At 51.1% G+C, this 25,670-nt stretch carries 28 protein-coding genes; 6 read left to right on the top strand and 22 right to left on the bottom strand.

Annotation, left to right across the window (positions count from 1 at the left end; translation table 11 throughout):
- Positions 1-108: 108 nt before the first annotated feature.
- Positions 109-1,278 (top strand): pyridoxal phosphate-dependent aminotransferase, encoded by a 1,170-nt coding sequence (locus tag R5268_RS14460; RefSeq protein ID WP_218454271.1) that lies wholly within the window; start codon positions 109-111, stop codon positions 1,276-1,278.
- An 81-nt stretch (positions 1,279-1,359) separates the two neighbouring features.
- Here the strand turns inward: R5268_RS14460 and umoD are convergent, their stop codons facing one another.
- The 20 genes from umoD to yceD form a co-directional block, all read right to left on the bottom strand.
- Positions 1,360-1,848, bottom strand: a complete 489-nt coding sequence (umoD, locus tag R5268_RS14455) for a UmoD family flagellar biogenesis regulator (protein WP_107678710.1) — start codon at positions 1,846-1,848, stop codon at positions 1,360-1,362.
- Positions 1,849-2,246: 398 nt separating this feature from the next.
- Positions 2,247-3,551, bottom strand: a complete 1,305-nt coding sequence (locus R5268_RS14450) for an NAD(P)/FAD-dependent oxidoreductase (protein WP_107678711.1) — start codon at positions 3,549-3,551, stop codon at positions 2,247-2,249.
- A 433-nt stretch (positions 3,552-3,984) separates the two neighbouring features.
- The gene (ycfP, locus tag R5268_RS14445) at positions 3,985-4,533 is read right to left on the bottom strand and encodes an alpha/beta hydrolase YcfP (protein WP_107678712.1); all 549 of its coding nucleotides are present in this window, start codon (positions 4,531-4,533) and stop codon (positions 3,985-3,987) included.
- On the bottom strand, positions 4,530-5,552 hold the full coding sequence (gene nagZ / locus R5268_RS14440; RefSeq protein WP_166708161.1) for a beta-N-acetylhexosaminidase: 1,023 nt from the start codon (positions 5,550-5,552) through the stop codon (positions 4,530-4,532). Before nagZ ends, ycfP begins: the two co-directional genes overlap by 4 nt.
- A gap of 18 nt (positions 5,553-5,570) precedes the next feature.
- The gene (locus R5268_RS14435) at positions 5,571-6,413 is read right to left on the bottom strand and encodes a phosphotransferase (protein WP_317419686.1); all 843 of its coding nucleotides are present in this window, start codon (positions 6,411-6,413) and stop codon (positions 5,571-5,573) included.
- Positions 6,403-6,987, bottom strand: coding sequence for a penicillin-binding protein activator LpoB (gene lpoB / locus R5268_RS14430; RefSeq protein WP_182107962.1), 585 nt, complete (start codon positions 6,985-6,987; stop codon positions 6,403-6,405). The genes R5268_RS14435 and lpoB overlap by 11 nt, the downstream gene beginning before the upstream one ends.
- 21 nt (positions 6,988-7,008) lie before the next feature.
- Positions 7,009-7,359 (bottom strand): purine nucleoside phosphoramidase, encoded by a 351-nt coding sequence (hinT, locus tag R5268_RS14425; protein ID WP_317419687.1) that lies wholly within the window; start codon positions 7,357-7,359, stop codon positions 7,009-7,011.
- Positions 7,360-7,402: 43 nt separating this feature from the next.
- A complete protein-coding gene (locus R5268_RS14420; protein WP_046894935.1) occupies positions 7,403-8,182 on the bottom strand; it encodes a metal-dependent hydrolase in 780 nt (259 codons plus the stop codon).
- Between the two features lie 10 nt (positions 8,183-8,192).
- Positions 8,193-9,191, bottom strand: coding sequence for a DNA polymerase III subunit delta' (holB, locus tag R5268_RS14415; RefSeq protein ID WP_218454273.1), 999 nt, complete (start codon positions 9,189-9,191; stop codon positions 8,193-8,195).
- A complete protein-coding gene (gene tmk / locus R5268_RS14410) occupies positions 9,191-9,829 on the bottom strand; it encodes a dTMP kinase (protein WP_182107968.1) in 639 nt (212 codons plus the stop codon). The genes holB and tmk overlap by 1 nt, the downstream gene beginning before the upstream one ends.
- Positions 9,826-10,848, bottom strand: coding sequence for an endolytic transglycosylase MltG (gene mltG / locus R5268_RS14405; protein WP_317419688.1), 1,023 nt, complete (start codon positions 10,846-10,848; stop codon positions 9,826-9,828). The genes tmk and mltG overlap by 4 nt, the downstream gene beginning before the upstream one ends.
- Positions 10,849-10,868: 20 nt before the next feature.
- Positions 10,869-11,708: an aminodeoxychorismate lyase gene (gene pabC, locus R5268_RS14400; RefSeq protein ID WP_317419689.1), complete on the bottom strand. Its 840-nt coding sequence runs from the start codon at positions 11,706-11,708 to the stop codon at positions 10,869-10,871.
- Positions 11,709-11,867: 159 nt separating this feature from the next.
- Complete coding sequence (fabF, locus tag R5268_RS14395; RefSeq protein WP_046894930.1) at positions 11,868-13,112, bottom strand: beta-ketoacyl-ACP synthase II; 1,245 nt, start codon at positions 13,110-13,112, stop codon at positions 11,868-11,870.
- Positions 13,113-13,181: 69 nt separating this feature from the next.
- Entirely contained in the window at positions 13,182-13,418 is a 237-nt protein-coding gene (acpP, locus tag R5268_RS14390) for an acyl carrier protein (protein ID WP_004238075.1), read from the bottom strand.
- Between the two features lie 155 nt (positions 13,419-13,573).
- A complete protein-coding gene (gene fabG, locus R5268_RS14385; RefSeq protein WP_004240650.1) occupies positions 13,574-14,308 on the bottom strand; it encodes a 3-oxoacyl-ACP reductase FabG in 735 nt (244 codons plus the stop codon).
- A gap of 7 nt (positions 14,309-14,315) precedes the next feature.
- Entirely contained in the window at positions 14,316-15,248 is a 933-nt protein-coding gene (gene fabD / locus R5268_RS14380; RefSeq protein WP_046894929.1) for an ACP S-malonyltransferase, read from the bottom strand.
- Between the two features lie 19 nt (positions 15,249-15,267).
- The gene (locus R5268_RS14375; RefSeq protein WP_046894928.1) at positions 15,268-16,221 is read right to left on the bottom strand and encodes a beta-ketoacyl-ACP synthase III; all 954 of its coding nucleotides are present in this window, start codon (positions 16,219-16,221) and stop codon (positions 15,268-15,270) included.
- A gap of 5 nt (positions 16,222-16,226) precedes the next feature.
- Positions 16,227-17,273, bottom strand: coding sequence for a phosphate acyltransferase PlsX (plsX, locus tag R5268_RS14370; protein WP_072056899.1), 1,047 nt, complete (start codon positions 17,271-17,273; stop codon positions 16,227-16,229).
- A gap of 27 nt (positions 17,274-17,300) precedes the next feature.
- Positions 17,301-17,471 carry a 50S ribosomal protein L32 gene (gene rpmF, locus R5268_RS14365; protein WP_004240653.1) on the bottom strand — a complete coding sequence of 57 codons (171 nt, stop codon included), beginning with the start codon at positions 17,469-17,471 and terminating at the stop codon, positions 17,301-17,303.
- Between the two features lie 12 nt (positions 17,472-17,483).
- On the bottom strand, positions 17,484-18,008 hold the full coding sequence (gene yceD / locus R5268_RS14360; protein WP_052925930.1) for a 23S rRNA accumulation protein YceD: 525 nt from the start codon (positions 18,006-18,008) through the stop codon (positions 17,484-17,486).
- Between the two features lie 154 nt (positions 18,009-18,162).
- Between yceD and R5268_RS14355 the strand changes: the two genes are divergently transcribed.
- Both R5268_RS14355 and R5268_RS14350 read left to right on the top strand, forming a co-directional pair.
- Positions 18,163-18,753, top strand: coding sequence for a nucleoside triphosphate pyrophosphatase (locus R5268_RS14355; RefSeq protein ID WP_317419690.1), 591 nt, complete (start codon positions 18,163-18,165; stop codon positions 18,751-18,753).
- A 39-nt stretch (positions 18,754-18,792) separates the two neighbouring features.
- Positions 18,793-19,119, top strand: a complete 327-nt coding sequence (locus R5268_RS14350) for a hypothetical protein (protein WP_046894924.1) — start codon at positions 18,793-18,795, stop codon at positions 19,117-19,119.
- 82 nt (positions 19,120-19,201) lie between these two features.
- Here the strand turns inward: R5268_RS14350 and rluC are convergent, their stop codons facing one another.
- Positions 19,202-20,161, bottom strand: a complete 960-nt coding sequence (rluC, locus tag R5268_RS14345) for a 23S rRNA pseudouridine(955/2504/2580) synthase RluC (protein WP_218454278.1) — start codon at positions 20,159-20,161, stop codon at positions 19,202-19,204.
- Between the two features lie 533 nt (positions 20,162-20,694).
- Here rluC and rne point away from each other — a divergent pair.
- The 3 genes from rne to R5268_RS14330 all read left to right on the top strand — a co-directional run bounded on the left by rne (position 20,695) and on the right by R5268_RS14330 (position 25,025).
- Complete coding sequence (rne, locus tag R5268_RS14340; protein WP_317419691.1) at positions 20,695-23,856, top strand: ribonuclease E; 3,162 nt, start codon at positions 20,695-20,697, stop codon at positions 23,854-23,856.
- 165 nt (positions 23,857-24,021) lie between these two features.
- Positions 24,022-24,633, top strand: a complete 612-nt coding sequence (locus R5268_RS14335; RefSeq protein ID WP_317419692.1) for an iron-sulfur cluster assembly scaffold protein SufA — start codon at positions 24,022-24,024, stop codon at positions 24,631-24,633.
- An 11-nt stretch (positions 24,634-24,644) separates the two neighbouring features.
- The gene (locus R5268_RS14330; RefSeq protein ID WP_218454281.1) at positions 24,645-25,025 is read left to right on the top strand and encodes a type II toxin-antitoxin system YafO family toxin; all 381 of its coding nucleotides are present in this window, start codon (positions 24,645-24,647) and stop codon (positions 25,023-25,025) included.
- Between the two features lie 50 nt (positions 25,026-25,075).
- Here R5268_RS14330 and tmaR read toward each other — a convergent pair whose 3' ends face one another.
- Complete coding sequence (gene tmaR / locus R5268_RS14325) at positions 25,076-25,402, bottom strand: PTS system regulator TmaR (RefSeq protein ID WP_025154524.1); 327 nt, start codon at positions 25,400-25,402, stop codon at positions 25,076-25,078.
- Positions 25,403-25,670: the final 268 nt, after the last annotated feature.

Genomic DNA, 25,670 nt, shown 5'->3' with positions numbered 1-25,670 from the left:
ACCGCTAAAATGAATAAAAATCCACTTATTGTGAATATTAATTTGCAAGGGGATTGTTAGTTCGGTTAGTATTTACCAAAATATAATGACAACAACAGGGTAAATACTATGGATCGTCGTTCGTTTCTGAAATCAACAGGGATCGCACTCGGCGGCTTAACCGCTGCTTCTCTGATCAGTACCGGTCATGCCGCCACTGATACCGCTTCTCCCGCTGTTAAAACCGCGCCGCTCAGTGCAGAAAATCCGCTGCTGCTGAACTTCAATGAAAATTCGTTGGGGATGTCACCGAAAGCCCGTCAGGCGATTATCAATGCACTTCCCGGCGCGTTCCGTTATCCGGATGCTGCCCGCGAAGCGCTGATTGAACAAATCGCCGCGCATTTCTCACTGACACCAGAACACATCAGCCTCGGAAACGGGTCATCAGAAACCATTCAGGCAGCAGTGCAGATGCTGGTGGCGGAAGCACAGAAAAAACAGCAGCCGGTACAACTGATTGTTCCGGACCCGACCTTTAATTATGCCGAACTGTATGCTGAGCCGCTGGGTGTGAATATTGTCAAAGTTCCGCTGAAAGCCGATCTCTCTTTCGACCTCGCAGCGATGCAGGCAATTGCAGATAACTTTGCCGGTCATTCGGTTATCTATATCTGTAATCCGAATAACCCGACTGCCATGATCACCCCAGCCTCACAACTCGCGCAGTGGGTGAATCAGGCTCCGCCGCAGCAGAGTTTTATTATTGATGAGGCTTATGCAGAATTTGTCTCTGACCCGCAATTTAAAAGTGCGGTTGAATGGGTGTCTGCCGGTAAATCCAATATTATTGTGACCCGGACATTCTCAAAAATATTTGCGCTGGCCGGGCTTCGTGTCGGTTATGGTATTGCCGTACCGGCAGTGACAGAACAGATAAATAATTTCAATTCTATCGATAATACTAATATAGCAGGCGCCGTTTCCGCACTGGCATCCCTGAATGATAAACCGTTTATTGATTACAGCCGCCATTCAACAGATGTAGCACGGGAAATTGTGGTGGCCGCACTGAAAGAATTAAACCTGCCTTATGCACCATCACAGGCTAATTTTATCTTCCACAAAGTGGACGGGGATGTAAAAACCTATCAGCAGCGGATGAAAGAGAACCATATTATGGTCGGCCGTGAATTTCCGCCGGTTACCGGCTGGAGCCGTCTGACATTAGGGACTCCGGAAGAGATGCAGCAATTCGTTGCGGTATTAAAACAGTTCCGTCAGAAAGGCTGGGTTTAATTTCCGGTTATATTAAATAAAATTGACTGATACCGGTTTACTGAATAAACCGGTATTTTCTTTTTTTGTCCGTAGCACAATTTATTTTACGCTATCCAGCCCCGGTAAAATGATCAGCCGCCCTGAATTATCCACCGGCATCGCATCACCCGGATTATAATTGATTCTGACCTTACCGACGGTATTGTTAATTTTATATACCACATCGTAGCCGATAACCCGCTGCTCATAAGTGTACGCTGTGGTGCAGGAGCGGTATGTCGGGCCGCCGTACACCTTCGGTTCATGCAGCAGTGTTTCATACAGCAGATACGGGGTACACACCTGTTCCGTCGGATGAACGATATCCAGAAGCTCCCGTTTATACGGCCCCGGCATGGTTGTCAGGTCACAGTATTCGTGGCGCACCGGTATCGTCGCCGTAATCGGTTCTGATGAAAGCACCTCAGCAACAGCGGGACGTTTATGTTTTATCACAGCAAGGGAAATAATTACCGCAAAAATAACAAAAAGAAGCCCGAGCCCTGTAACAGTTATTCGTGATAACGGTTTCCATTTAGTTTTATTCATTGTCAAATTATCTAAATATCCAGCGGTAATGATTAGGATTATTCCTATCGCACAACGGGGGTATTTTTTAACTGTTTATCTGTCGTGCTATATTCCTTCAGTGCCGCTAAATAAAGGTTAAATAATATTGAATTAAAATCTTGTCCCTGTAATTTATTAATTCAATACGGCTGTGTGTGTACTGACAACGATCAACATTCATTAATAAATGAGCAGTATCTGCCTTATTTTGTTCATTACTACCGGAATTATCTGTTAGTGATGATACTGAGCGCCTGTTTAATAATACCTTTTTTGTGCTGCCTCAAATTTGAGTGGTCTGTATTTCCTTGTGTTCAGCAGGGTTTCTTACGGATAAAAAATGACGCCCGGAGGCGTCATTTTTAGCAGAGATCAAATTAATGCAGTTTCAGCCGCGGCCGGATAATCCGGTTTATTCCGCCGACCAGCATCATCAGCCCGGTTTTTATATAACCGTGCAGTGCTATCTGGTGCATACGGTACAATGAAATATACATCACGCGGGCGATCCGCCCTTCAATCATCATATTTCCGCGCATCAGGTTCCCCATCAGACTGCCGACTGTACTGAAACGGGACAGAGAGACCAGAGAGCCGTGATCTTTAAACACATAATCCTTCAGCGGCTTATCATTAAGCACCGCAAGGATGTTGTGATAACAGCGGGTGGCCATCTGGTGTGCTGACTGTGCACGCGGCGGAACAAATCCGCCCTCTTTTTTCGGGCAGGATGAACAGTCACCGATAGCAAAAATCGCGTCATCGCGGGTGGTCCGGAGCGTTGGTTTGACCATCAGCTGATTGATGCGGTTAGTTTCCAGTCCGCCGATCTCTTTCAGGAAATCCGGCGCCTTGATACCGGCAGCCCAGACCATCAGGCTCGCGGTAATATGCTCACCATCTTTGGTGTTCAGGCCGGATTCATCGGCACTGGTCACCATAGTCTGTGTCATGACTCTTACGCCCAGCTTGCTCAGTTCCTGATGTGCGGCACCGGCAATTTTCGGCGGCAGTGCAGGCAGGATGCGCTCACCCGCCTCCACCAGCGTCACATTCAGCGCATCCGTGTTCAGACCTTTAAAACCGTAGCTGTGGAGCTGCTCAACGGCGTTATACAGTTCTGCGGACAATTCCACCCCGGTCGCACCACCGCCGACAATGGCGATATTCACTTTTTCGCCTTCGCCGTGGCTGGCGGAATATTTCAGGAACAGGTTGAGCATCTCATTATGGAAACGTTTTGCCTGTGACGGACTGTCGAGGAAGATACAGTTCTCTTTGATTCCCGGCGTCCCGAAATCATTGGAAGTACTGCCCAGCGCCATTACCAGGATGTCATAATCCAGGTTACGTTCCGGTACCAGCAGGTCACCGTTGTTATCACGGATTTCCGCCAGGGTGATATTTTTGCTGTCGCGATCCAGTCCGGTCATAGAGCCGAGCTGGAAATTAAAATAGTGATTGCGGGCATGTGCCAGGTAGCTCAGGGCATCCACGCCGTCATCCAGAGAACCGGTCGCCACTTCGTGTAACAGCGGTTTCCACAGGTGGCTGCTGTTGCGATCGACCAGAGTGATTTCCGCTTTTTTCTTCTTACCCAGTTTGTGGCCAAGCTGCGTTGCCAGTTCAAGCCCGCCTGCGCCACCGCCGATAATCACAATCTTCGTATTCGGTGTAGTCATAACATCCTCTGAAAAATAATCTAACGTTATCTCAGGGCTCTTCAGGAAAAACAGTGAGATAACATCAGACAAAACTGAATCGTGTCACACCATGGTATACCACAACAGGTAATTTGGTCATACCATATTTGATCATAATCAAATTTTGGGTAATCCGGCGGTAAAATGCAAACATTATTTTAAAGTTAACAAGAATATTTTACTTTTGGTTTACCTCTGATGCTTTCTTTAATCACCGGATTAACTTTTCACAGTCACTCATGGAAAAAGCCTGTTATCTTGCTGATCCGCCAGCAGAAAGTTATTGATATAGCGCAATGACCGGAAAGATACGTAAGAGATACCGCACAGGGAAAGCAGTTTTGAGACAGGAATCGCTTCAGTTGAGGCGTAAAAAAACCGCGCCTTAGCAGACGCGGTCATTTTACTGATATCAGGCTTTTTTAAACGGAGTTTTAAACGTTTTGATTTCCTGTAAATGACGGGACAGATCTTTAAATTTATGAGCCTGCTCTTCATCCCAGATAACCTGATAGTAAGGCGATAAAGTATCATGCGCACGCTGACTATCCAGTGCCTCATCATTGCGGGACAACAACACCAGGCAGTTCTGCCGGTTCAGGGTGCGGAAATCCGAAATACACTTGGTCATGATATCCAGATACTCTTCCGGGCGGTCGATTTTACCTTCCATATTTTCATACGGGAACAGGTTCGGGTTCACCATCACCTGACGAATTCCGCACAGGTAGCCGACACGTTCAGCCCAGAAGCCCCCCAGCCCCACGCCCAGCACAATGGCCGGACCTTCGCTCTGTTTTACCGCTTTATCCACTTCGGTCAGCAGATATTTCATGTCATAACGCGGATGCAGTGTGCTGTAACTGATAAAACGGACATCCGGGTCCGCAAATTTCAGCTGCATCACTTTTTCATGATTGCCCGGGCTGGTTGAATCAAATCCATGAAGATAAATAATCATGCTCGCTCCTGCCATTGTTCGTGTAATACGGATAGGGTTTTGTTCGCCTGCTGCCAGCGCTCACTGCGCTGCAATTCGGCCAGATCATAACCTTTACCCCGATGATACAACTTATCAATACGTTGTGCCGTGATAACAGGCAAATTATCAAGGATAGTCACAGCACCTTTACGGTTATTACAGACCAGGATCATATCGCAGCCCGCATCCAGTGATGCCTGACCGCGTTCGGCATAACCGCCCATGACCGCCGCCCCTTCCATTGACAGATCATCCGAGAAAATCACCCCGTCAAACCCGAGCTGCTGACGCAGTACTGATTTCAGCCAGTACGGCGAGCCGCTGGCCGGACGATCATCAATCTGAGTGTAAATCACATGAGCAGGCATGACGGCATCAAGCAGCCCGCGCTGGATAAATTCACGGAAAATCGCCATGTCTTTACCGCGGATCACCGCCGGATCGCGTTCATCACGCGGCGTTTCTTTGTGGGAATCCGCACTGACCGCACCGTGTCCCGGGAAGTGTTTACCGGTACTCGACATTCCGGCACTGCGCATACCGCGCACAAAACGCTCCGCCATCTGCGCTGCAATATCGCCGTCCTCATGGAACGCACGCGAGCCGATAGCCGCGCTGCCATGCCCCAGATCCAGCACCGGCGCAAAACTGATATCAATATCCATGGCGATCATTTCCGCCGCCATCAGCCAGCCCGCTTCTTCTGCCATCGCAGAGCCGGTGAGCGGGTCATTCAGCAGTGCAAAAGATTGCGCCGCCGGCAGACGGGTAAAACCCTCTTTAAACCGCTGAACGCGCCCGCCTTCCTGATCAACCGCAATCACCACACGGTTGTCGCGGGTGGCTTCACGGATCTGCCGCGTCAGTTCACGCAGCTGTGCCGTGTCATGGAAATTACGGGTAAAAAGAATCACTCCACCGACAGAAGGGTGGCGCAGAATTTCGCGCTCTTCGCTGTCCAGCTCATACCCTTCAACATCTAACATTACAGGACCCATGGTGACACCTCGTTATATTTACCTGAGCCCGGCGGCGGCTTTCAGCGCGGCCGGGTATTGCAGAAACTGCGGGTCGCCGGTTTGTCCCCAGCGGCTCTCAAACCACATAACCATCATATAATCTGCCCGTGCCTGCCAGCGGCAGGTCTGCGCCAGTACACGCTGCGGACAGTGATAAGCAGAATAATAACGCAGAAAAGTGTGAATTAACGTCAATGACCAGTTATTGGCACGAAAAAGTGTGGCGAGAGAGAGGCCGATATCCGTGTCAGCGGCGTATTCCCAGTCAATCAGATGCAGATCACCCGCTGCGGTCACGATATTACCGGGGTGGATATCCATATGTGCAGGGGCGAGTTTCAGCGGCTGCGGTTCCGCTTCGCGCATAAAGTGACGGTGGATACGCAGCAGCTGCGGGGTGCGGCGGTGTTTGTCCGTCAGATGAAAATGCCTGTCGGCCTGCGCTTTGAGCGGCAGACGATACCCGGTAAGCGGCTGGTTATGCAGATTGCTGACCAGCGCCGCCAGTTGCGGCATAAACGCCGGTTCCTGCATCTGTTCCGGCGGCAGAGTCTCCCCCGCCACCCGGTACAGCAGCAACCAGCCGTGGCTGAAGCCCGCCACACACGGCACCAGCCCGCTGTCACGCAACCGGTGCAGGATACGTGCCTCTTTCTGACGGCTGACACCGATATCCGCACTGTGTGCCGTCTGCGCTCTGCCAATCAGAAATACATCATTTTGTTCAATACTGACACTTTCCCGCGTCAGCCCGTTCAGCGGACGGATTGTCCAGCCGCCGGCCGGCAGTGCGGGAAAGTGTTCAGCGAGACATAACAGTAACGCGCTGTTACTGCTCAAGCACCGCGCCCTTACCGGACCAGATGATTTCACCGCTGCTGACAGACATCAGCTGCATTTCCATCTGACGGGCATCGCGGGTGCCGGTCACCACACTGTACAGCACATATTCGGCATTCAGGTAACGCGCCAGACCGATGGCTTTGCTGCGCAGGGTCAGTGTGTCGTTATCGCCCATACCAAGCACTGACATAGCACTGCTGACCGCACCGGCCGGGATCACATTCAGCACCCCGGTTTTTCCGATGGTATTCATCAGAGCACCGGTCGCGACATTGGTTTGCAGACTGCTGTTGGTCTTATTACCGACTTTATTGACCAGCAGTGTGCTGCCCTGATTCACGCCGTCACTGTGCACCATCTGATTAACCAGCGGTGTGATGCTCTGTTCCCATTCAATTTTTTTCATTTTCGGCGGCACAGGCACCGTATCTGACGGCGGCAGCGGCGGCGGTGTGGTATCCGCAGGCGGAGGTGTTACTGTATCCACCGGAGCCGGTGGTGTTACCGGTGCCATTGAAGGACACCCGGCCAGCAGCCAGACAGAGGCAATCACACATAAAAGACGTTTCATCACAATTCTCCTGTCCGCCGCTTATTTTGCCAGCATCGGTCCCAGATGACGGCCGCCGACCAGATGCATATGGATGTGGAACACTTCCTGTCCGCCGTGGCGGTTGCAGTTCATAATCAGGCGGTAGCCGTCATCCGCAATCCCTTCCTGCTGTGCAATTTTGGCTGCCACAGTGATCATATGACCCAGAACCTGTTCATCTTCCGCAGTGACATCATTCACGGTAGGAATAAGATGATTGGGAATAATCAGAATATGCGTCGGTGCCTGCGGGGAAATATCACGGAACGCCGTGACGCTGTCATCCTGATAAACGATATCAGACGGAATTTCACGACAAATAATTTTACTAAAAATAGTTTCTTCGGCCATAACCTGCTCCTGTAATTAATCAGCCTGACAGACGGGTCCGTATTTACCGGACTGACACCTGAAACAGACGGCTGAAATTGTCAGTGGTGATCTCAGCAAGCGCTTCAACGCTCACCCCTTTTAATACCGCCATATACTCCGCCACATCACGCACGTAAGCGGGCTGGTTTTCTTTGCCGCGGAACGGTACCGGTGCCAGATAAGGTGAGTCCGTTTCAACCAGAATACGATCCAGCGGCACAATCCGTGCGGCTTCGCGGATCTGTTCTGCGTTGCGGAAGGTCACGATACCGGAAAAGGAGATATAAAAACCTTCATCCAGCAGTGCCGTTGCCGTCTCTTTGTCCTCGGTAAAGCAGTGTAACACGCCGCCGCACTCCCCGGCCTGTTCTTCGCGGATAATCGCCAGGGTATCTTCACGGGCATCGCGGGTATGTACAATGACCGGTTTATTCAGTTCACGTCCGATGCGGATATGCTCACGGAAAACATCACGCTGAAGCGCCGCATTCTCTTTCTGATAGTAGTAATCCAGTCCGGTTTCGCCGAGTGCCACCACACGTTTATCCGCTGCCAGTTCACGCAGCAGTGTGAAATCATACGGCTCATCCAGATTCAGCGGATGAATACCACAGGAAAAGGCCACATCCGGGCGTTCGCCAATCAGCTCACGCATTTTGGTATAACCCGGCAGGGTTGTCGCAACCGCCAGCGCATATTTCACATCACGCTGTGCGGCTTTTTGCATAACATCATCCACACTCTCGTGCCGTTTTTCATAATCCAGACAATCGAGGTGGCAGTGGGAATCGACTAAAAACATAATTAACCTGTTATTTTAAATGAGGTGGTGCAGAAAACAGCGTTTCCTGGTGTAACAATTGTTCTGTCAGCAGCAGCTCCTGGTTAACCCCGGTGATAGTCATCAGCCGGTGGCGGCAGGTCAGCCAGCTTTCCGCCGCACTCAGTAAATGCGCGCTGCTGTAATGTGCCGCCAGTTGTGCGATAAGAGCGGACTGATCCTGATTCAGACAGGCGGGAGCCATATTCTGCTGATATTTTACCGCATCCATAAACAGGGTTGTCAGCCAGCTGATGCGCTTTTCCGTATCCTGATGATTCAGTTCAGATAACAGCGACAAAAAGTCCCCGCTGCGCACTGAGGCGGCCAGTTGCGTAAACAGGTTCAGCCGGTTTTGCCAGTCAGCGGTTGTCAGCAGCAACAGTGCTGCTGCCGGGGCATTATGGCAGAGATTCAGTGCCGTCTGACGGGAAACCGCATCGGACTGCGGATGTTCGCGCTGCAACCACTGTAAGCCGGTATCCGGTGACGGCGGTGCCAGGTGATACGCAAAACAGCGGCTGCGCAGTGTCGGCAGTAATTGTTCCGCCCCCTGACTCTGCAACACAAACCAGGTATTCTCTGTCGGCTCTTCCAGGGTTTTCAGTAAGGCGTTGGCGGCCGCTTCCGTCAGCAGTTCCGCCTGCGGAATATGAACCAGCTTGGCACCACCCTGCTGAGCGTGGTCATGCAGTTTTTCTGTCACGGCGCGCACGATATCAACACCGGAGGTGGATTTGCCTTTTTCCGGCTGCAGAAGATAAAAGTCCGGATGGGTGCCTGCCAGCATCAGTTTACAGCTGTGGCACTCCCCGCAGCTTTTAATACCCTGCGGCTGCTGACACATCCGCAGACGTGTCAGAGCATAGGCCAGCTCGTCGGTGCCGGTGCCGGGAATACCGTACAGCAAAAGCGCATGGTGCCCCTGGCCGGACAACCACGCGGTTGCCAGCTGACGGTAAACAGGATTAAGCCACGGATACCAGTTCATTACGCCTCTTTTTGCTGTGCCAGCCAATCCAGTACCGCAGTACGGATAGATTGATGGACATTATCCATTGATTGCGATGCATCAACAGTAACAATGCGCGGGTCAGATTCGGCCAGTTCCAGATAACGGGCCCGGGTACGACGGAAGAAATCCAGCGATTCCTGTTCAATTCTGTCCAGCTCCCCCCGGCTGCGGGCACGGGATAAGCCGGTTTCCGGCGGCAGATCGAGATACAGCGTAAAGTCAGGATAAAAATCCCCCAGCACGGTATCACGCAGTGACTGCATCAGCTTGCGGTCAATACCGCGTCCGCCGCCCTGGTAGGCCTGAGAAGACAAGTCATGGCGATCGCCGATCACCCATTGTCCCCGCGCCAGTGCCGGTTTGATGACATTATCCACCAGCTGAATACGGGCAGCGTATAACATCAGCACTTCGGCTTTATCTGTGACGGTTTCGCCGTCGATCCCGTCTTTAATCAGTGTACGCAGTTTTTCTGCCAGCGGCGTGCCGCCCGGCTCACGGGTATAGATCAGATCCGTGATGCCATTTTCATGCAGTGTATCAACAATCACCTGACGCGCCGTGGTTTTCCCGGCACCTTCAAGCCCTTCAATTACAATAAATTTGCCTGTCATTGTTTTTTTAATCCGTTACGGTAATCCGCAACCGCCCGGTTGTGATCCCGCAGGTTTGTGGTAAATACATGTCCGCCTTTACCGTCTGCGACAAAGTAAAGGTAACCGGTAGTGTCCGGTCTGGCTGCCGCTTCCAGCGAAGCACTGCCCGGCATAGCGATAGGCGTCGGCGGCATGCCGTCAATCTGATAGGTATTATACGGCGTTGCCCGCGCCAGATCGCTGCGGTAAATCGTGCCCTGATAACGTTCCCCCATACCGTAAATGACGGTCGGGTCAGTTTGCAGGCGCATTTTCAGTTTCAGCCGGTTCATAAAAACTGAGGCCACTTTTTTGCGTTCGCCGTCCACACCGGTCTCTTTTTCAATCAGCGAGGCCATGATCAGCATTTCATACGGATCGGCATACGGTAAGTCGGTGTTACGGGTCTTCCACGCCGCCGCCAGCTTTGTTTCCATCTGCTGGTGCGCCCGTTTCAGAATCTGAGTGTCTTCCGTTCCGGCGGTATAAAGATAGGTATCCGGATAAAAACGCCCTTCGAGGTGGCTCCCGGCAGGCAGGCCGAGCATCTCTGTCAGTTTATCCGCCGGTAAATCCGCGAGGGTCTGTTTCAGATAAGGCGCTTCTGACAGAATTTTTTGCCAGTCCGCCAATTTACTGCCCTCAACAAAACGGATGCTGAACTGTGCCTCTTTACCGCTGACAAACAGTTGCAGCATGCTTCTGACGGTCATATCCGGCGTCAGGCGATAAGTACCTGCTTTGATTTTTGCCAGATCCGGCTCCAGTTGCAGCAGCCAGTCATAGTTATGTGATTCCGGGATAATCCCGCTTTCCGCCAGTTTTTTTTCCAGCGCCACCCGGCCGGTACCCGGCGGGATGGTGAAAATTGTCTCTTCAGTAACTGAAATTTTTTGTCCGGAAAAAGCGTTCACCTGGTGATAAAGCCAATACGCCACGCCGCCGGCAACCGCAAGCAGCACCAAAAATGTCACAAGGAAAATCCGTGTTTTTTTCATCAGTCATTAACTCTGTTCGTTCAGGGTATTGCTGCCGGACAGTGCGGCAAAAGCAGGGTAAAAAGTGAACGGGAAGTATACCGCCAGTGATGACGGTCATCCGCACGGATTTCATTGACCGGCATCACCGGCATCAGCGCATTGCACATAATCACTTCATCTGCTTTTGCCAGCACCTGCGGAAAACGTTCGGTTTCATAACAGCGGTAACGGCTGTTTTTCAGTACATCCATGATATGCGCGCGCATCACACCTGCCACGCCGCATTTGTTCAGTGACGGCGTAAATACATCATCACCGCAGCGCCAGAACAGATTTGCACTGCATCCTTCGGTCAGAATACCGTCAGTATCACAGACAATGGCTTCATCTGCCTGTTGTTCTGCCACATACCGGCGGATAAGTACCTGTTCCAGCCGGTTCAGGTGTTTGATACCAGCCAGATACGGATTGACGGACAGTGGCACCGGGCTTTTTACCAGCGATAAACCACGTTCCTGCAATGCCGGATAACCTGCCGGGTAAGCAGAACGGATCAGGATCACCACCGGCGGTACATCCGCGCGCAGATAACCGCGTCCCTGCTCACCGGCAGAGATAATTACTTTCAGCACAGCATCGGTGCTGCCGTCTGCGGCCTGCATAATCCATTCGGTCAGCAGTGATTCATCCGGCGGTGTCAGCCCCAGCCCTGCGCAGCCATCCTGTAACCGGTGCAAATGGCGTGTCAGTAATGCCGGTTTGCTGTTCACAATACGCATTGTGGTAAAACAGCCGTCACCAAACTGCACACTGCGATCAGAAATTGCAATCGTGTGCTGCGGTACACCATTAACCCAGTAATGCGCCTGTTGTATCATAGCCAACTCATTGTTTTAACGATTATTATTTAACCGTTATTCAGTATCCGGACAGACCTGTATAATAGTACAGCTGTGATTTTTGTGCAAAAGCACGATAACGGATGCCTCAGGTAAAAAAAAAGCGCCGTCATGGCGCTTTTTCCTCAGAAAACAGACTCAGATCTTGCGGAAAATCAGGGAACCGTTGGTTCCGCCGAAGCCGAAAGAGTTACAGAGTGCGTATTCCATACCTTCCACTTTGCGGGCTTTGCCCGGTACAAAGTCGAGTTTGCAGACCGCATCATCCTGATTATCCAGGTTGATGGTCGGCGGTATAATCTGATCACGCAGAGCCAGAATGGTGAAAATGGATTCCACTGCACCGGCAGCACCCAGCAGGTGACCGGTCATGGATTTGGTTGAACTGACCAGAACTTTCGTTCCTTCACCAAATACCGTTTCAACGGCTTTTGCTTCCGCCACATCACCCGCAGAGGTGGATGTACCGTGAGCATTAATATAGCCGATGCTGTCAGCAGGGATGCCCGCATCCTGAATCGCGTTTGCCATGGCCAGTGCGGCACCGTCACCGTTTTCCGGTGGTGATGTCATGTGATAAGCATCGCTGCTCATCCCGAAACCGACCAGTTCCGCGTAGATTTTCGCACCGCGGTTTTTCGCGTGTTCGTACTCTTCCAGCACCAGCATACCGGCACCGTCACCCAGCACAAACCCGTCACGATCTTTATCCCACGGACGGCTTGCGCCCTGAGGATTGTCATTATTGGTGGATAAGGCACGTGCAGCACCGAATCCGGCAACACCTAATGGTGTGCTGGCTTTTTCAGTACCACCGGCAACCATGACATCTGCATCACCGTAAGCGATAATCCGGGCCGCGTGCCCGATATTATGCACGCCGGATGTACAGGCAGTGGCAATGGAGATACTTGGTCCGCGCAGACCGTACATAATGCTCAGATGTCCGGCAACCATATTGATGATAGTTGACGGGACAAAGAACGGGCTCACTTTACGCGGGCCGCCTGCTGCCAGAGAAGCGCAGTTTTCTTCAATCAGTCCGAGACCACCAATACCAGAACCAATCGCAGCTCCGATGCGGGTTGCATTGGCTTCTGTTACTTCAAGTCCGGAATCCTCTATTGCACGGATACCGGCTGCAATACCGTATTGAATGAAGAGATCCATCTTCCGGGCATCTTTGCGCGAAATATTAAAATCTTCGTGATTGAAATCTTTTACCATACCCGCGAATTTGGTCGCATGGTTTGAGGTGTCAAAATGATCAATCAGGCTGATACCACTCTGCCCGGCACACACAGCTTTCCAGGATGAATCGACTGTATTACCGACAGGAGATAACATGCCAAGTCCGGTCACAACTACACGACGCTTAGACACGCTTATCCTCCGGGGGGGGAAAATAAAAGAAACAAGGCGGTCGGGTGACCGCCTGGACATGAGGGATGCTTACTTGCCTGCGTTCTCAACGTAGTCAATAGCAGCCTGTACAGTTGTGATTTTTTCTGCTTCTTCGTCTGGGATTTCGATGTCGAACTCTTCTTCCAGAGCCATCACCAGCTCAACTGTGTCAAGAGAATCAGCGCCTAAGTCATCAACGAATGAAGCTTCGTTTTTTACTTCTTCCTCTTTAACACCCAGTTGTTCAACGATGATTTTCTTAACACGTTCTTCGATAGCGCTCATACTATTAAATTTCCTATCAAAACTCGCTATATGCGATGGTTTTCGTAGTTTATAAAATACAGGAAAAGATGCAACCCAATCCCGGCTGGTCTAACCATATAAATACTCACTTTTGCGTGCGTTTACACAAAAACGGCAAATGGTTAGCTCAAACATTAAATCATGTACATGCCACCATTGACATGCAATGTCTCGCCTGTGATGTAAGCCGCTTCATCAGAAGCTAAGAAGGCTACAGCACTGGCAATCTCTTCAGCATCACCCAAACGGTTAGCAGGAACCTGAGATAAAATGCCTGCACGCTGGTCGTCTGTCAATGCACGAGTCATATCGGTTTCGATAAAACCCGGGGCAACGACGTTGACGGTGATACCGCGCGACGCAACTTCACGGGCGAGTGATTTACTGAAACCAATCAGCCCGGCTTTCGCCGCCGCATAGTTAGCCTGTCCGGCATTTCCCATCGTTCCGACAACAGAACCGATGGTGATGATGCGCCCGCAACGTTTTTTCATCATGGCGCGCATAACAGCTTTGGACAGACGGAACACGGATGAAAGGTTAGTGTCCAGGATATCCTGCCACTCATCGTCTTTCATACGCATCAGTAAGTTGTCACGTGTGATACCTGCATTATTAACCAAAATATCGATTTCGCCAAACTCAGCGCGAATATTTTCTAATACATGGTCAATGGATGCGCTGTCGGTCACGTTCAGCGCAAGGCCTTTACCCTTTGCGCCTAAGTATTCACTGATAGCTGCCGCACCGCTTTCGCTGGTTGCAGTACCAATCACAGTTGCACCGCGTGCTGCTAATTTCTCAGCAATTGCACGGCCGATTCCGCGGCTCGCACCGGTGACAAGGGCAATTTTGCCTTCAAAGCTCATCTCAACCTCAGCGATTTTCAAGTGCTGTTTCCAATGATGACATATCATTGACAGCAGATGATGTTAATGTTTTCACAATACGCTTAGTCAGCCCGGTCAGTACTTTGCCCGGCCCCGCTTCCAGCAGATCTTCAACACCCTGCGCGGCCATAAACTCAACAGTTTCGGTCCAGCGTACCGGATTATAAAGCTGACGGACTAATGCATCACGAATTGCATCGGCGGAAGTCTCTATCTTAACATCAACATTGTTCACAACAGAAAAGATTGGTGTGTTAAATGTGATATTTTTTAGCGCAACGGCTAATTTATCAGCAGCCGGCTTCATTAATGCACAATGTGACGGCACACTGACCGATAACGGCAGTGCACGTTTTGCACCGGCTTCCTTACATAAGGCCCCGGCACGCTCAACCGCGTCTTTCTCACCGGCGATAACCACCTGACCCGGTGAGTTAAAATTAACCGGTGATACCACCTGCCCCTGTGCAGCATCTTCACAGGCTTTGGCAATGGCGTCATTTTCCAGACCGATGATCGCGTACATCGCACCGGTACCGGCAGGAACCGCTTCCTGCATCAGACGGCCGCGTAATTCGACCAGTTTAATGGCCTCTTTAAAATCGATCACACCGGCACACACCAGCGCGGAGTATTCACCCAGGCTGTGACCGGCCATCATGGCAGGCATTGCGCCATTTTTTTCCTGCCAGACGCGCCAGATAGCCACAGAGGCCGCCAGCAGTGCAGGTTGGGTCTGCCAGGTCTTATTCAGTTCTTCTTCCGGTCCGTTCTGAACGAGTGCCCATAAATCGTAGCCCAGTTCAGCGGATGCTTCGGCAAAGGTTGCCTCCACGACCGGAAAATTTGCCGCGAGGTCAGCCAGCATACCGACTGACTGAGAACCCTGTCCCGGAAATACCATTGCATATGCAGACATGATTTAGCTTCCTGAAAAATTAAAAACGAATTAAAGCAGAACCCCAGGCGAAACCGCCGCCGAAGGCTTCAATCAGAATCAGCTGACCGCGTTTGATGCGCCCGTCACGAACGGCTTCATCGAAAGCAGTCGGCACAGAGGCCGCTGAGGTGTTGCCGTGGCGATCCAGGGTTACCACCACTTTATCCATGCCCATATTTAATTTTTTTGCGGTGGCACTGATAATGCGCAGGTTTGCCTGATGCGGCACCAGCCAGTCGAGTTCTGATTTGTCGATATTGTTCGCCACCAGCGCTTCTTCAACGACGTTGGCTAATTCACGGACCGCCACGCGGAACACTTCGTTACCCGCCATCGTCAGGTACGCCGGTTTTTCGCTGTCTTTGCGATCTTTATTCGGTAATGTCAGCAGATCGCCGTAACGGCCGTCCGCATGCAGATGGGTGGAGAGAATGCCCGGTTCTTCTGACGCTTCAACCACAAAAGCACCCGCGCCGTCACCAAACAGGATAACGGTACCGCGATCTTGAGGGTCCAGCGTTTTCGCCAGAACATCCGAACCGATAACCAGGGCTTTTTTCGCCATACCGGTTTTAATAAATTGATCCACCACACTGATGGCGTAGCTGAAACCGGCACATGCCGCAGCCACATCAAAGGAGATACAGCTGTCGATACCCAGCAGTTTCTGGATTTCACAGGCGGCACTCGGGAAACCGTGAGTGGAAGACGTGGTCCCCACGACAATCAGATCGATATCACCGGCAGGAATACCTGCCATATCCAGTGCGTTCAGCGCTGCCTGGTGGCCCATCGTGACAACGGTTTCGTCATCACCGGCCAGACGGCGCTCGCGGATACCCGTACGAGTAACAATCCACTCATCGGTTGTGTCGACCATTTTTTCCAGATCAGCATTTGTGCGGATTTGTGCAGGAAGATAGCTCCCGGTTCCTAAAATTTTTGTATACATATTAGTTAGTTACTCTTAGGTAATACCATAGCAAGGCGAGATGCAATTCGTTCCGGCACCTGCTTTTCAACGGTCTGAACCGCCTGCGTAATGGCAGCGTTGAATGCACTTACATTCGCCGCACCGTGACTTTTAATCACAATGCCGCGTAATCCTAACAGAGAAGCGCCGTTATACTGGTCGGGGTTCAGGTGGCTGAAGCGTTTATTCAGCCATTTTGTCACCACTTTCTTCACGACTTTCTTCACAGCTTTGTACAGCAGAGATGACGATTTGCCTTCATTCTGTGATTTAAACATAGAAAGGATCACACGAATCACCCCTTCCATGGTTTTCAGGGTAACGTTACCCGCGAAGCCGTCACAGACCAGCACATCCGTTTTACCGGTCAGCAGTTCATTACCTTCTGCATAGCCGATATAATTGATGTCCGGTATCGATTTCAGCACCGTGGCTGCTTCGCGGATATTGTCGAGTCCCTTGGTTTCTTCTTCACCGATGTTCAGTAATGCCACTCGCGGATGAGGAATCCCGGCCACATCTTCTGCCATCACCGCGCCCATGACAGCAAACTGCACCAGCATCTCACTGCTGCACTCTGCGTTTGCGCCCAGATCAAGCAATACTGTTTTGCCTTTCTTCTGATTCGGCACCACGGTCATCAGTGCAGGACGCTCGATGCCTTCAATGGATTTCAGCATCAGTTTTGCCAGCCCCATCAGCGCTCCGGTGTTTCCGGCACTGACGCACGCCTGTGCCTCCCCCTCTTTCACCAGTTCCAGTGCGATACGCATGGATGTGCCTTTACTCTGGCGAATAGCCTGAGAAGGTTTGGCATCACCGGCAATCGTCTCATAGGCAGGGATCACCCGCAGACGAGTGAGCAGCTCAGCATTCTGGTTTGCAAGCAGAGGAGAAATGGAATCAGGGTGCCCGACCAGCAACAGGGTGAGCTTTGGATTAGATGCCAGTGCCTGCAGCGAGGCAGGCACTGTGACATGGGGGCCGATATCCCCACCCATGGCATCTAACGCGATGGTTAGATTAGTCAAGATATCAACGTGCTTAAAAGCAGCAGATTACTTGTTGATTACCTTACGACCACGGTAGTAACCATCAGCGGTCACATGGTGGCGCAGATGAGTTTCACCAGAGGTTTTGTCAACAGAAACCAGAGTTGCTGACAGTGCGTCATGAGAGCGACGCATACCACGTTTGGAACGAGTTGGTTTATTTTGTTGTACGGCCATTGACCTTACTCCTTAAGTACTTTTCTTTAAACTGGCTAATGCAGCAAACGGATTTGGCTTTTCTGCTTCCGGAGGAAGCTCACCAAAGACTTTCACCGCGTCGGACACTTCACAGTGTTCAGAATCATGTACCGGAACCACAGGCAGAGAAAGAATTAATTCATCTTCAATCATTGCCAGTAAATCTGTCTCACCAAAATCACTTACGTCAATTGGCTCATACTCTTCCGGTAATGCCTCAGCCTGTTCATCGCTGACAACCGGGCTGAAACAATACGTTGCGCGGACATGAAGCGGGAAGATGTTACCACACCGCTGACACTCAAGTGAAACATCAGTTTCTGCTGTTCCCTTAATGACTGTCAGACGCTGCGGATCGATTTCAAACGTCAAATCAACATCAACGTCGCTGTCCACACTGACTACCGATTCGGCTAACCGCGTAACCTGCTCAGGTGCATAGCACCCCCGGTAATCCAGGCGCTTCTGCGCGGCGCGCTTTGCATCAATAGTCAGAGGTAATTTTATCTTTTGCATAAGGCGCGCATCTTATATTCGTAAGACGATATAGTCAAAGAAAATATAGACAGCAAAGAGGGCGGTAACCTGCCTTCCCGCTAAAAATACACTCAATAAGCGGCGCATAGTTTAGAATGAGTTTATTCTTTTTACCACGATTTTCGGAATATTTATGATCTCACTGGTTCTGGCCTCCACCTCCCTGTACCGCAAAGCCCTGCTGGAGAAACTCGGCGTGCCGTTTGTCTCCGCCGCTCCCGGCACAGATGAAACCCCGTACCCGGCAGAAGACGCACAATCACTGGTCATGCGCCTGGCCCGCAAAAAAGCCCGCTCGCTGACACAGCAATACCCTGACAGCCTGATTATCGGATCTGATCAGGTCTGTGTGCTGGACGGGGAAATTACCGGCAAACCGCATCACTATGATGCGGCGTTTGCACAACTGCGCAAAGCTTCCGGTCAGCGCATCACCTTTTATACCGGACTGAGCCTGTACAACAGTGCCACCGGGGAAGATCACACGATATGTGAACCTTACCACGTATATTTCCGTACACTGGAAGATGACGAAATCCGCGCTTATCTGCTGGCGGAAACGCCTTATCAGTGTGCCGGCAGTTTTAAATCCGAAGGATTAGGAATCGCCTTATTTAAAAAACTGCAGGGAGATGACCCTAATACACTGATAGGATTACCGCTGATCCGCCTGACAGAATTACTGATTCAGGCCGGATACAACCCACTGCGGATACCCCGCTGACCTTTATCCGGGGTATCCGATGACTGTTAAGGAACTGACATGAAGCTGAAAATGATCGCTGCCGCAACGCTGCTGTTCAGCGCAGCCGGCCTGGCTGCCCCGTCACTGGCGGACAAAACAACGTTTGTTGCCGACTGTACAAAAGGCGCTGTGACCAACCTGAAAAATCCGGACAACCGCAGTAAAGTCCCGGAAGTCTGTGAGTGTGTCTATGACAACTCACTGGCAAAATTCGGTAAAGACGGGCTGACCAAACTGGATGATCAGATCCGCAAAGGTCAGAAACTGACAGAACAGGATTCTCAGGCTATCGGTGAGATTGCCCAGAACTGCACCACTAAAATTATCGGTGTGCAGACAAAGTAACCACCGCATGTCGTCGATACTGCCAATATAAGAAAAAACCCGCGTTCGTCGCGGGTTCTTTATAACGGGGTCTGCACTCTGTTTATTTTGCCTGTTTCGACCGCAGCACAGTCAGACAATGACGCAGCTTTTCATCTAACGGCGCCTGAAGACGCATCGCCTCACCGGTAGACGGATGTGTAAAAGCAAGTGCCGCCGCATGTAAAAACAGCCGGTTCAGGCCCGTCCCTTTCAGTTGTGCATCAAACTGTGCATCACCGTAACGGTTATCAAATGCGATAGGGTGCCCCGCATGAAGCGTATGCACACGGATCTGATGCGTACGTCCGGTCACCGGGCTGGCTTTAACCAGTGTGGCCGTATCAAAGCGCTCTTCCACTTTAAAACGGGTTTCTGATGGTTTTCCTTCCGGGCTGACTTTCACCACGCGTTCGCCGCTCTGGAGAATATTTTTCAGCAGCGGTGCCTGCACCACTTTTACGGAAGACTGCCACTGACCGCGTACCAGTGCCAGATAGTCTTTCTGCATCTGCTTCAGACGCAGTTGTTCATGCAGCGCCCGCAGTGCGGAACGCTTTTTGGCGATCAGCAGAATACCGGAAGTATCACGGTCGAGCCGGTGCACCAACTCCAGGAAACGCGCGTCAGGACGCAGCGCCCGCATTGCCTCAATCACGCCGAAACTCAGACCGCTGCCGCCGTGCACCGCAGTGCCCGCCGGTTTATTAATCACCAGAATATGATCATCTTCATACAATACACACTCTGCGAGTGCGGATACTTTATCCAGTTTCGCTGATACCGGCGCATCATTTTTCTCTGCCACACGCACCGGCGGAATACGGATGCTGTCCCCGTCCGCAATTTTGTATTCCGGTTTGATCCGGCCTTTATTTACGCGCACTTCCCCTTTACGGATGATGCGGTAAATCATGCTCTTCGGTACCCCTTTGAGGCGCGCGAGCAGAAAATTATCAATACGCTGGCCGGCTTCATCGCCGGACACAACAACAAATTGAACTGTCTGATTATCAGTTTTCATGAAACGGGGGGCTATCCTCTGAACCGTTGCTCCGCAAACCGGGATCGTTATCCGGTGAAACAGGCGGCAAATGTGCATCAATGTTTTACGCGGCTATTTTCCCATTTTTTCCGGAAAAAGACCAAGGATTAACGTCATTAACAAATTTCTGCATAATTTTCACCGAAACATGCAATGTCACCTTGCTATAACCACACCGGCAATGGAATAATGCATGCGCCGATTTTGGCAAAGCAGATATTTTATATTTGTCTGACCGATGACAACGCAGCAATGGCGTAAGACGTTATTTCCGGTCAGATAATCAGCGGGCTGCGGGTTGCAGCTTACCGGGCCGGTATCACGTATAAACGTGATTTTCAGCCGGCAACGGGGATTCAGACAAGACTGAACCTCACCGACACAATTTGCACCTCTATACGATCGACAGCCGGGAGGCTGACGGTGCGGTAAAAGCCACGAGGTCATCGGTTCCGGTAGCAACGAAATTGCCCGCAGCGCACTAATTAAATGAAAAGATTGAGTAAATTATAATGAAAAGAATGTTAATCAACGCAACTCAGCAGGAAGAGTTGCGTGTTGCCCTTGTCGACGGGCAGCGGTTGTATGATCTGGATATCGAAAGCCCCGGTCACGAACAAAAAAAAGCAAACATCTATAAAGGGAAAATCACCCGTATTGAACCGAGTTTAGAAGCTGCTTTTGTTGACTATGGCGCAGAGCGTCACGGTTTCCTTCCCGTCAAAGAAATTGCCCGCGAGTATTTCCCTGCTAATTACCACGCCTCCGGCCGTCCGAATATCAAAGATGTCCTGAAAGAAGGTCAGGAAGTCATTGTTCAGGTCGACAAGGAAGAGCGCGGTAATAAAGGCGCGGCACTCACCACCTTTATCAGTCTGGCCGGCAGTTATCTGGTTCTGATGCCGAATAACCCGCGTGCCGGCGGTATTTCCCGCCGTATCGAAGGGGATGATCGCACCGAGCTGAAAGAAGCCCTGTCCGCACTGGATATCCCGGATGGTATGGGTCTGATTGTCCGCACCGCCGGTGTGGGTAAATCGGCCGATGCCCTGCGCTGGGATCTCGAATACCGTATCAAGCACTGGGAAGCCATCAAAAAAGTTGCTGAAGGCCGCCCTGCTCCGTTCCTGATCCATCAGGAAAGTAATGTTATCGTCCGCGCGTTCCGTGATTATCTGCGCCCGGACATCGGTGAGATCCTCATCGATAACCCGAAAATTCTGGAACTGGCCCGTAAGCACATCACCGCTATCGGTCGTGCCGACTTTGCCAGCAAAATCAAACTGTACCAGGGCGAAGTGCCGCTGTTCAGTCATTATCAGATTGAATCGCAGATTGAATCCGCTTTCCAGCGCGAAGTCCGTCTGCCGTCCGGCGGTGCGATTGTTATCGACACCACTGAAGCCCTGACCGCTATCGATATCAACTCCTCCCGTTCAACACGCGGCGGTGATATCGAAGAAACTGCATTTAACACTAACCTGGAAGCGGCAGATGAAATTGCCCGCCAGCTGCGCCTGCGTGACCTCGGCGGCCTGATTGTTATCGACTTTATCGATATGACGCCGGTCCGTCATCAGCGCGAAGTGGAAAACCGGATGCGTGAGGCAGTTCGTCAGGATCGCGCCCGTATCCAGATCGGCCGTATTTCCCGTTTTGGTCTGCTGGAGATGTCCCGCCAGCGCCTGAGCCCGTCACTGGGTGAATCAAGCCACCATGTGTGTCCGCGATGCAGCGGCACCGGGACTGTGCGTGATAACGAATCACTGGCGCTCTCCATTCTGCGCCTGATTGAAGAAGAAGCGCTGAAAGAGAACACCCATCAGGTACACGCGATCGTCCCTGTTCCGGTGGCGTCTTATCTGCTGAACGAAAAACGCCAGGCCGTCAGTGCAATTGAAGCACGCCAGGCGGGCGTCAGCGTGATTATCGTGCCGAACAACCAGATGGAAACCCCGCACTTCCGCGTGGTCCGTGTCCGTAACGGTGATGAGATCGGTACCCTGAGCTATCGCCTGCCGGAGAAATACGAAGCGGAATCCGCTGCCGGTGAAGAAGAGGAAACTCAGGAACGCCGTGCGCCGGAGCAACCGGCTATCAATGCCTTTGCTATTACTTCCGACGCACCGGTACCGGCACAGTCTGCCGCTGCCCGCAAACCGGAAAGTAAACGCGATAACCGTCAGGACAAACAGGCACCTGCTGCTTCTGAAGGTGGTTTCTTCAGCCGTCTCATCAAAAAGCTGTTCGGTTCCGCACCTGTTGTGCAGGAAGAAACTGAACAGAAAGAGAAAAAACAGAGTAACGACAACAATAACCGCCGCGGCGGGAATGACCGTAACAAACAGCGCCGTAACCGCCGCGACCGTAATGATCGCAACGGTGAACGCACCGAACGTACTGACCGCCCTGAGCGCGGCGAACGCAGTGATAACGAATCACGTAACAAGCGTGACCGTGATACGGTAAATGAGCCGCGTAAAGGTCGTAATCAGAATACGCCGAACGAAGATCTGACACCGGAAGAACTGGCCGCCCGCGAAGCGCAGCAGCAATTACGCCGTGAACAGCGTGCAGAGCGCCAGCGCCGTCGTCAGGAAGAGAAGCGTACTCAGCAGGATGCGAAAAAACTGCATGCGCAGCAGGAAGATCAGGATGCCCTGAACAGTGACGGTAATACGGAAGATGATGATGCACCAACACCGGTTCGTCAGCGCCGTAACCGCCGCCAGCTGAACGGCTCTGTCCGTATTACGGATGGCGCAACACAGACTGAACCGGCTGTTGCAGCTTCCGTTCCTGCTGTAACCGACACTGCACCTGCTGCAGTCCCGGCGGATACAGACGTACCGGCTGCGGCTGAAAACAATGGTGATGAAACGCACAGCGATAACATTCTGCCGCGCCGCTCCCGCCGTTCACCGCGCCATCTGCGTGTGAGTGGTCAGCGCCGCCGCCGTTACCGCGAAGACCGTCAGCTGACGCAATCCCCGGTTCCGCTGGAAATGGCTGTGTTCTCTCCTGAGCTGGCCTCCGGTAAAGTGTGGGTTCAGTATCCGGTTGTGACACCTGCTGTACCTGCGGAACCGGAAATGACAGAAGCGGCTCCGGAAGTCACCGCGATAGTGACAGAAGCTGCGGTTGTCACCCAGATTGTTGCTGAAACGACAGAAACCACGGTTGTGGCAGAACAGTTCTCTCTGACAATCGCTTCTGAAGCGCCTCAGGTTACCGCGCCGGAAGAAACACCGGCTGCTGAGACTGTGACTGAACCTGTACCGGCAGAAATGCCTGCTCAGGAAACCACAGAGGTTGTAGCTGATGAACCGGCAGTAACTGACATCGTTACGGCTGAACCGACAGTGATTGCAGAGCCTGAAGTGATTACAGAACCTGTAGTGATTACAGAGCCTGAACCGGTCGTTGTTGCTGAACCGGTTGCTGAGCCTGTTACTGCTCCTGTGGCAGCACCGGTTACTGAAACAGCCGCCGTTGTGGCCGTACGCCACGCGTATTCACCGATGACCAAAGCGCCTGCTCCGGCAACCACCGGCGAAGCCTTTGCTATCACTGAATACCAGCGTGAAGCCCGCGAAGCCTACTCCCTGCACGGTGCAGGTGGTCATGCCGCGACTAACCATGCAGCTTCAGAGCCATCAAAAACACTGCTCTGATAATGTATCGCTGAACTGAAAATGGCTTCCTCCGGGAAGCCATTTTTTTATTTCCGGAAAAGACCGGTAACTGATGGTTCTTTATACGAAGCTGGCTTTCAATTATACTAATGACGTCTTGAGAGTCCTGCCTGTCAGTGACTCTGAAGTAACAGGAGAAACAGCATGGTAAAAAAGACAACCCAGACAACCGTTACAGCTATCGTGGCAAGCCTTATGGCTTCGCTCGCTCCTGTTCCTGCACAAAGCACAACCTTACCCGTAACCGCAGTGGAAATAAGTACAAACCATAATGTGGCGGCCTCCCTCACATTTAATCTTCCGGGGGGCGTCGTTTTCCTGCCGCTTGAAGATGCTGCTGATTATCTTAATCAGATCAATGAACATCAGCGATCACTTCTGAATACAGTCGTACAAGACAGACAAAACCGGGGAAAAGGTGCCCTTTTTGCATTCACTCCGCGAATGAAACGTTTGTGCGCTGATGGTCTTAAACATCATATGCGCGTTAAAGAAGCCATCCGGCTTGTCATGGCAAATGATAACCTCAGTAAAACGTTCCCCGGTAACCCCGGACAGCAAGCACAATATAAAGCTAATCTGCTTCGCTTCGGTCGTGCGGTCGCACAAAGTGAATTTATCCTCAGAGATACATTGTCACTCATTGAACAAAGCATGCCTCCTGAAAATACAGTGCATTTAACAGATATGCCGGGTGATAACGAAGTCCGTTCCTGGATTGCTGCTGAACACAAAAAACTCAAACTCCCGGTATAGGAGTAACACCGATGCCTTGCATAGTGAGTGTTCATTCTGATGTAGAGATGCCGGATATCGCAAACAGTTATGCTAAAGCTTTAGAGACCTGGAAGAACTCACAGATTTTACCTGATCATTTCGGTAATGAGGGTCAATGGGAAAGTAATCCCCGGTTGTGTGATTCTTTCGTCTATAAACTACATATCCGATTACCGTCAGAACCCGGATGGAAAAAAAACAAAGCACAGATTGACAGACATTCCAATCATTACCTTGTGTTTTCAAGGCATTGGCTCGATTATGATAACATTCAAATCATCAGTGTTATGAGCCCTGACGGCCACGAAAAAGCCAGAACATCTTATATGTCTGAATTGGAACGACGGGCAGAAGAGTTTCAGAACAGTTAAAAAAACCGCGAATGCTGCCATTCACGGTTTCTGTGGTTCTGATTATGCGATTACTTAATATCTTTGATATCGCCCATCGCTTTGAGCTCTCTGGAGATTTCACGGCGCTCTTTTGACAGATCCGCATTCTTGATGATGTACTCATCCACACGATCTTCGTAGTCACTGCGCATATTGGCAATGATGGCCTGGATATCTTCAATGGACATACCCGGCTTGATGTAATCACTCAGGTTATCAAGCAGAAGTACACGTTTCTGGTTATCACGAATTTTCTTTTCGTTGTCAGTTATTTCACGCAATATTTTATTTTTACGGCGAAACATACGAACGAACTCCAGGACATTGTGAAAGGAAGGCTTGGTTGTGTTGTCCATTATTCTACCCTTAGTCATATCTGAAATGTGATTCATTAAACAATACAGGTTAACCATGACTGCCGACAAGCACTTCCGCCGGTTTTCGTCAGTTTTATTCAGTGTAGCGTATTTCTGTGCGGAATTGTTTCAGCTGGCAGACATTCCGCATAAAATACTGCAATTTTGTGCGATCGGCTATCGGATAACATGACAGGGATAATCAGTACTGAAATTGGTATTTTGTTCCCGATTTGTTACCCTGTAGCCCATCATTTATCAGAAAACG

Source organism: Morganella sp. BCCO 40_0007, from assembly GCF_032989665.1.
GTDB classification, from domain to species: Bacteria; Pseudomonadota; Gammaproteobacteria; order Enterobacterales; family Enterobacteriaceae; genus Morganella; species Morganella sibonii.
This window is presented reverse-complemented; position numbering and strand designations above follow the sequence as displayed.

Bases quoted from the DNA above. Each gene is read 5' to 3' on its own strand.
- R5268_RS14460 (WP_218454271.1), top strand. From the start codon at position 109: ATGGATCGTCGTTCGTTTCTGAAATCAACAGGGATCGCACTCGGCGGC.
- umoD (WP_107678710.1), bottom strand. From the start codon at position 1,848: ATGAATAAAACTAAATGGAAACCGTTATCACGAATAACTGTTACAGGG.
- R5268_RS14450 (WP_107678711.1), bottom strand. From the start codon at position 3,551: ATGACTACACCGAATACGAAGATTGTGATTATCGGCGGTGGCGCAGGC.
- ycfP (WP_107678712.1), bottom strand. From the start codon at position 4,533: ATGATTATTTATCTTCATGGATTTGATTCAACCAGCCCGGGCAATCAT.
- nagZ (WP_166708161.1), bottom strand. From the start codon at position 5,552: ATGGGTCCTGTAATGTTAGATGTTGAAGGGTATGAGCTGGACAGCGAA.
- lpoB (WP_182107962.1), bottom strand. From the start codon at position 6,987: ATGAAACGTCTTTTATGTGTGATTGCCTCTGTCTGGCTGCTGGCCGGG.
- hinT (WP_317419687.1), bottom strand. From the start codon at position 7,359: ATGGCCGAAGAAACTATTTTTAGTAAAATTATTTGTCGTGAAATTCCG.
- R5268_RS14420 (WP_046894935.1), bottom strand. From the start codon at position 8,182: ATGTTTTTAGTCGATTCCCACTGCCACCTCGATTGTCTGGATTATGAA.
- holB (WP_218454273.1), bottom strand. From the start codon at position 9,191: ATGAACTGGTATCCGTGGCTTAATCCTGTTTACCGTCAGCTGGCAACC.
- tmk (WP_182107968.1), bottom strand. From the start codon at position 9,829: ATGACAGGCAAATTTATTGTAATTGAAGGGCTTGAAGGTGCCGGGAAA.
- mltG (WP_317419688.1), bottom strand. From the start codon at position 10,848: ATGAAAAAAACACGGATTTTCCTTGTGACATTTTTGGTGCTGCTTGCG.
- pabC (WP_317419689.1), bottom strand. From the start codon at position 11,708: ATGATACAACAGGCGCATTACTGGGTTAATGGTGTACCGCAGCACACG.
- acpP (WP_004238075.1), bottom strand. From the start codon at position 13,418: ATGAGCGCTATCGAAGAACGTGTTAAGAAAATCATCGTTGAACAACTG.
- fabG (WP_004240650.1), bottom strand. From the start codon at position 14,308: ATGAGCTTTGAAGGCAAAATTGCCCTTGTCACCGGTGCGAGCCGCGGA.
- fabD (WP_046894929.1), bottom strand. From the start codon at position 15,248: ATGTCTGCATATGCAATGGTATTTCCGGGACAGGGTTCTCAGTCAGTC.
- R5268_RS14375 (WP_046894928.1), bottom strand. From the start codon at position 16,221: ATGTATACAAAAATTTTAGGAACCGGGAGCTATCTTCCTGCACAAATC.
- rpmF (WP_004240653.1), bottom strand. From the start codon at position 17,471: ATGGCCGTACAACAAAATAAACCAACTCGTTCCAAACGTGGTATGCGT.
- yceD (WP_052925930.1), bottom strand. From the start codon at position 18,008: ATGCAAAAGATAAAATTACCTCTGACTATTGATGCAAAGCGCGCCGCG.
- R5268_RS14355 (WP_317419690.1), top strand. From the start codon at position 18,163: ATGATCTCACTGGTTCTGGCCTCCACCTCCCTGTACCGCAAAGCCCTG.
- R5268_RS14350 (WP_046894924.1), top strand. From the start codon at position 18,793: ATGAAGCTGAAAATGATCGCTGCCGCAACGCTGCTGTTCAGCGCAGCC.
- rluC (WP_218454278.1), bottom strand. From the start codon at position 20,161: ATGAAAACTGATAATCAGACAGTTCAATTTGTTGTTGTGTCCGGCGAT.
- rne (WP_317419691.1), top strand. From the start codon at position 20,695: ATGAAAAGAATGTTAATCAACGCAACTCAGCAGGAAGAGTTGCGTGTT.
- R5268_RS14335 (WP_317419692.1), top strand. From the start codon at position 24,022: ATGGTAAAAAAGACAACCCAGACAACCGTTACAGCTATCGTGGCAAGC.
- R5268_RS14330 (WP_218454281.1), top strand. From the start codon at position 24,645: ATGCCTTGCATAGTGAGTGTTCATTCTGATGTAGAGATGCCGGATATC.
- tmaR (WP_025154524.1), bottom strand. From the start codon at position 25,402: ATGGACAACACAACCAAGCCTTCCTTTCACAATGTCCTGGAGTTCGTT.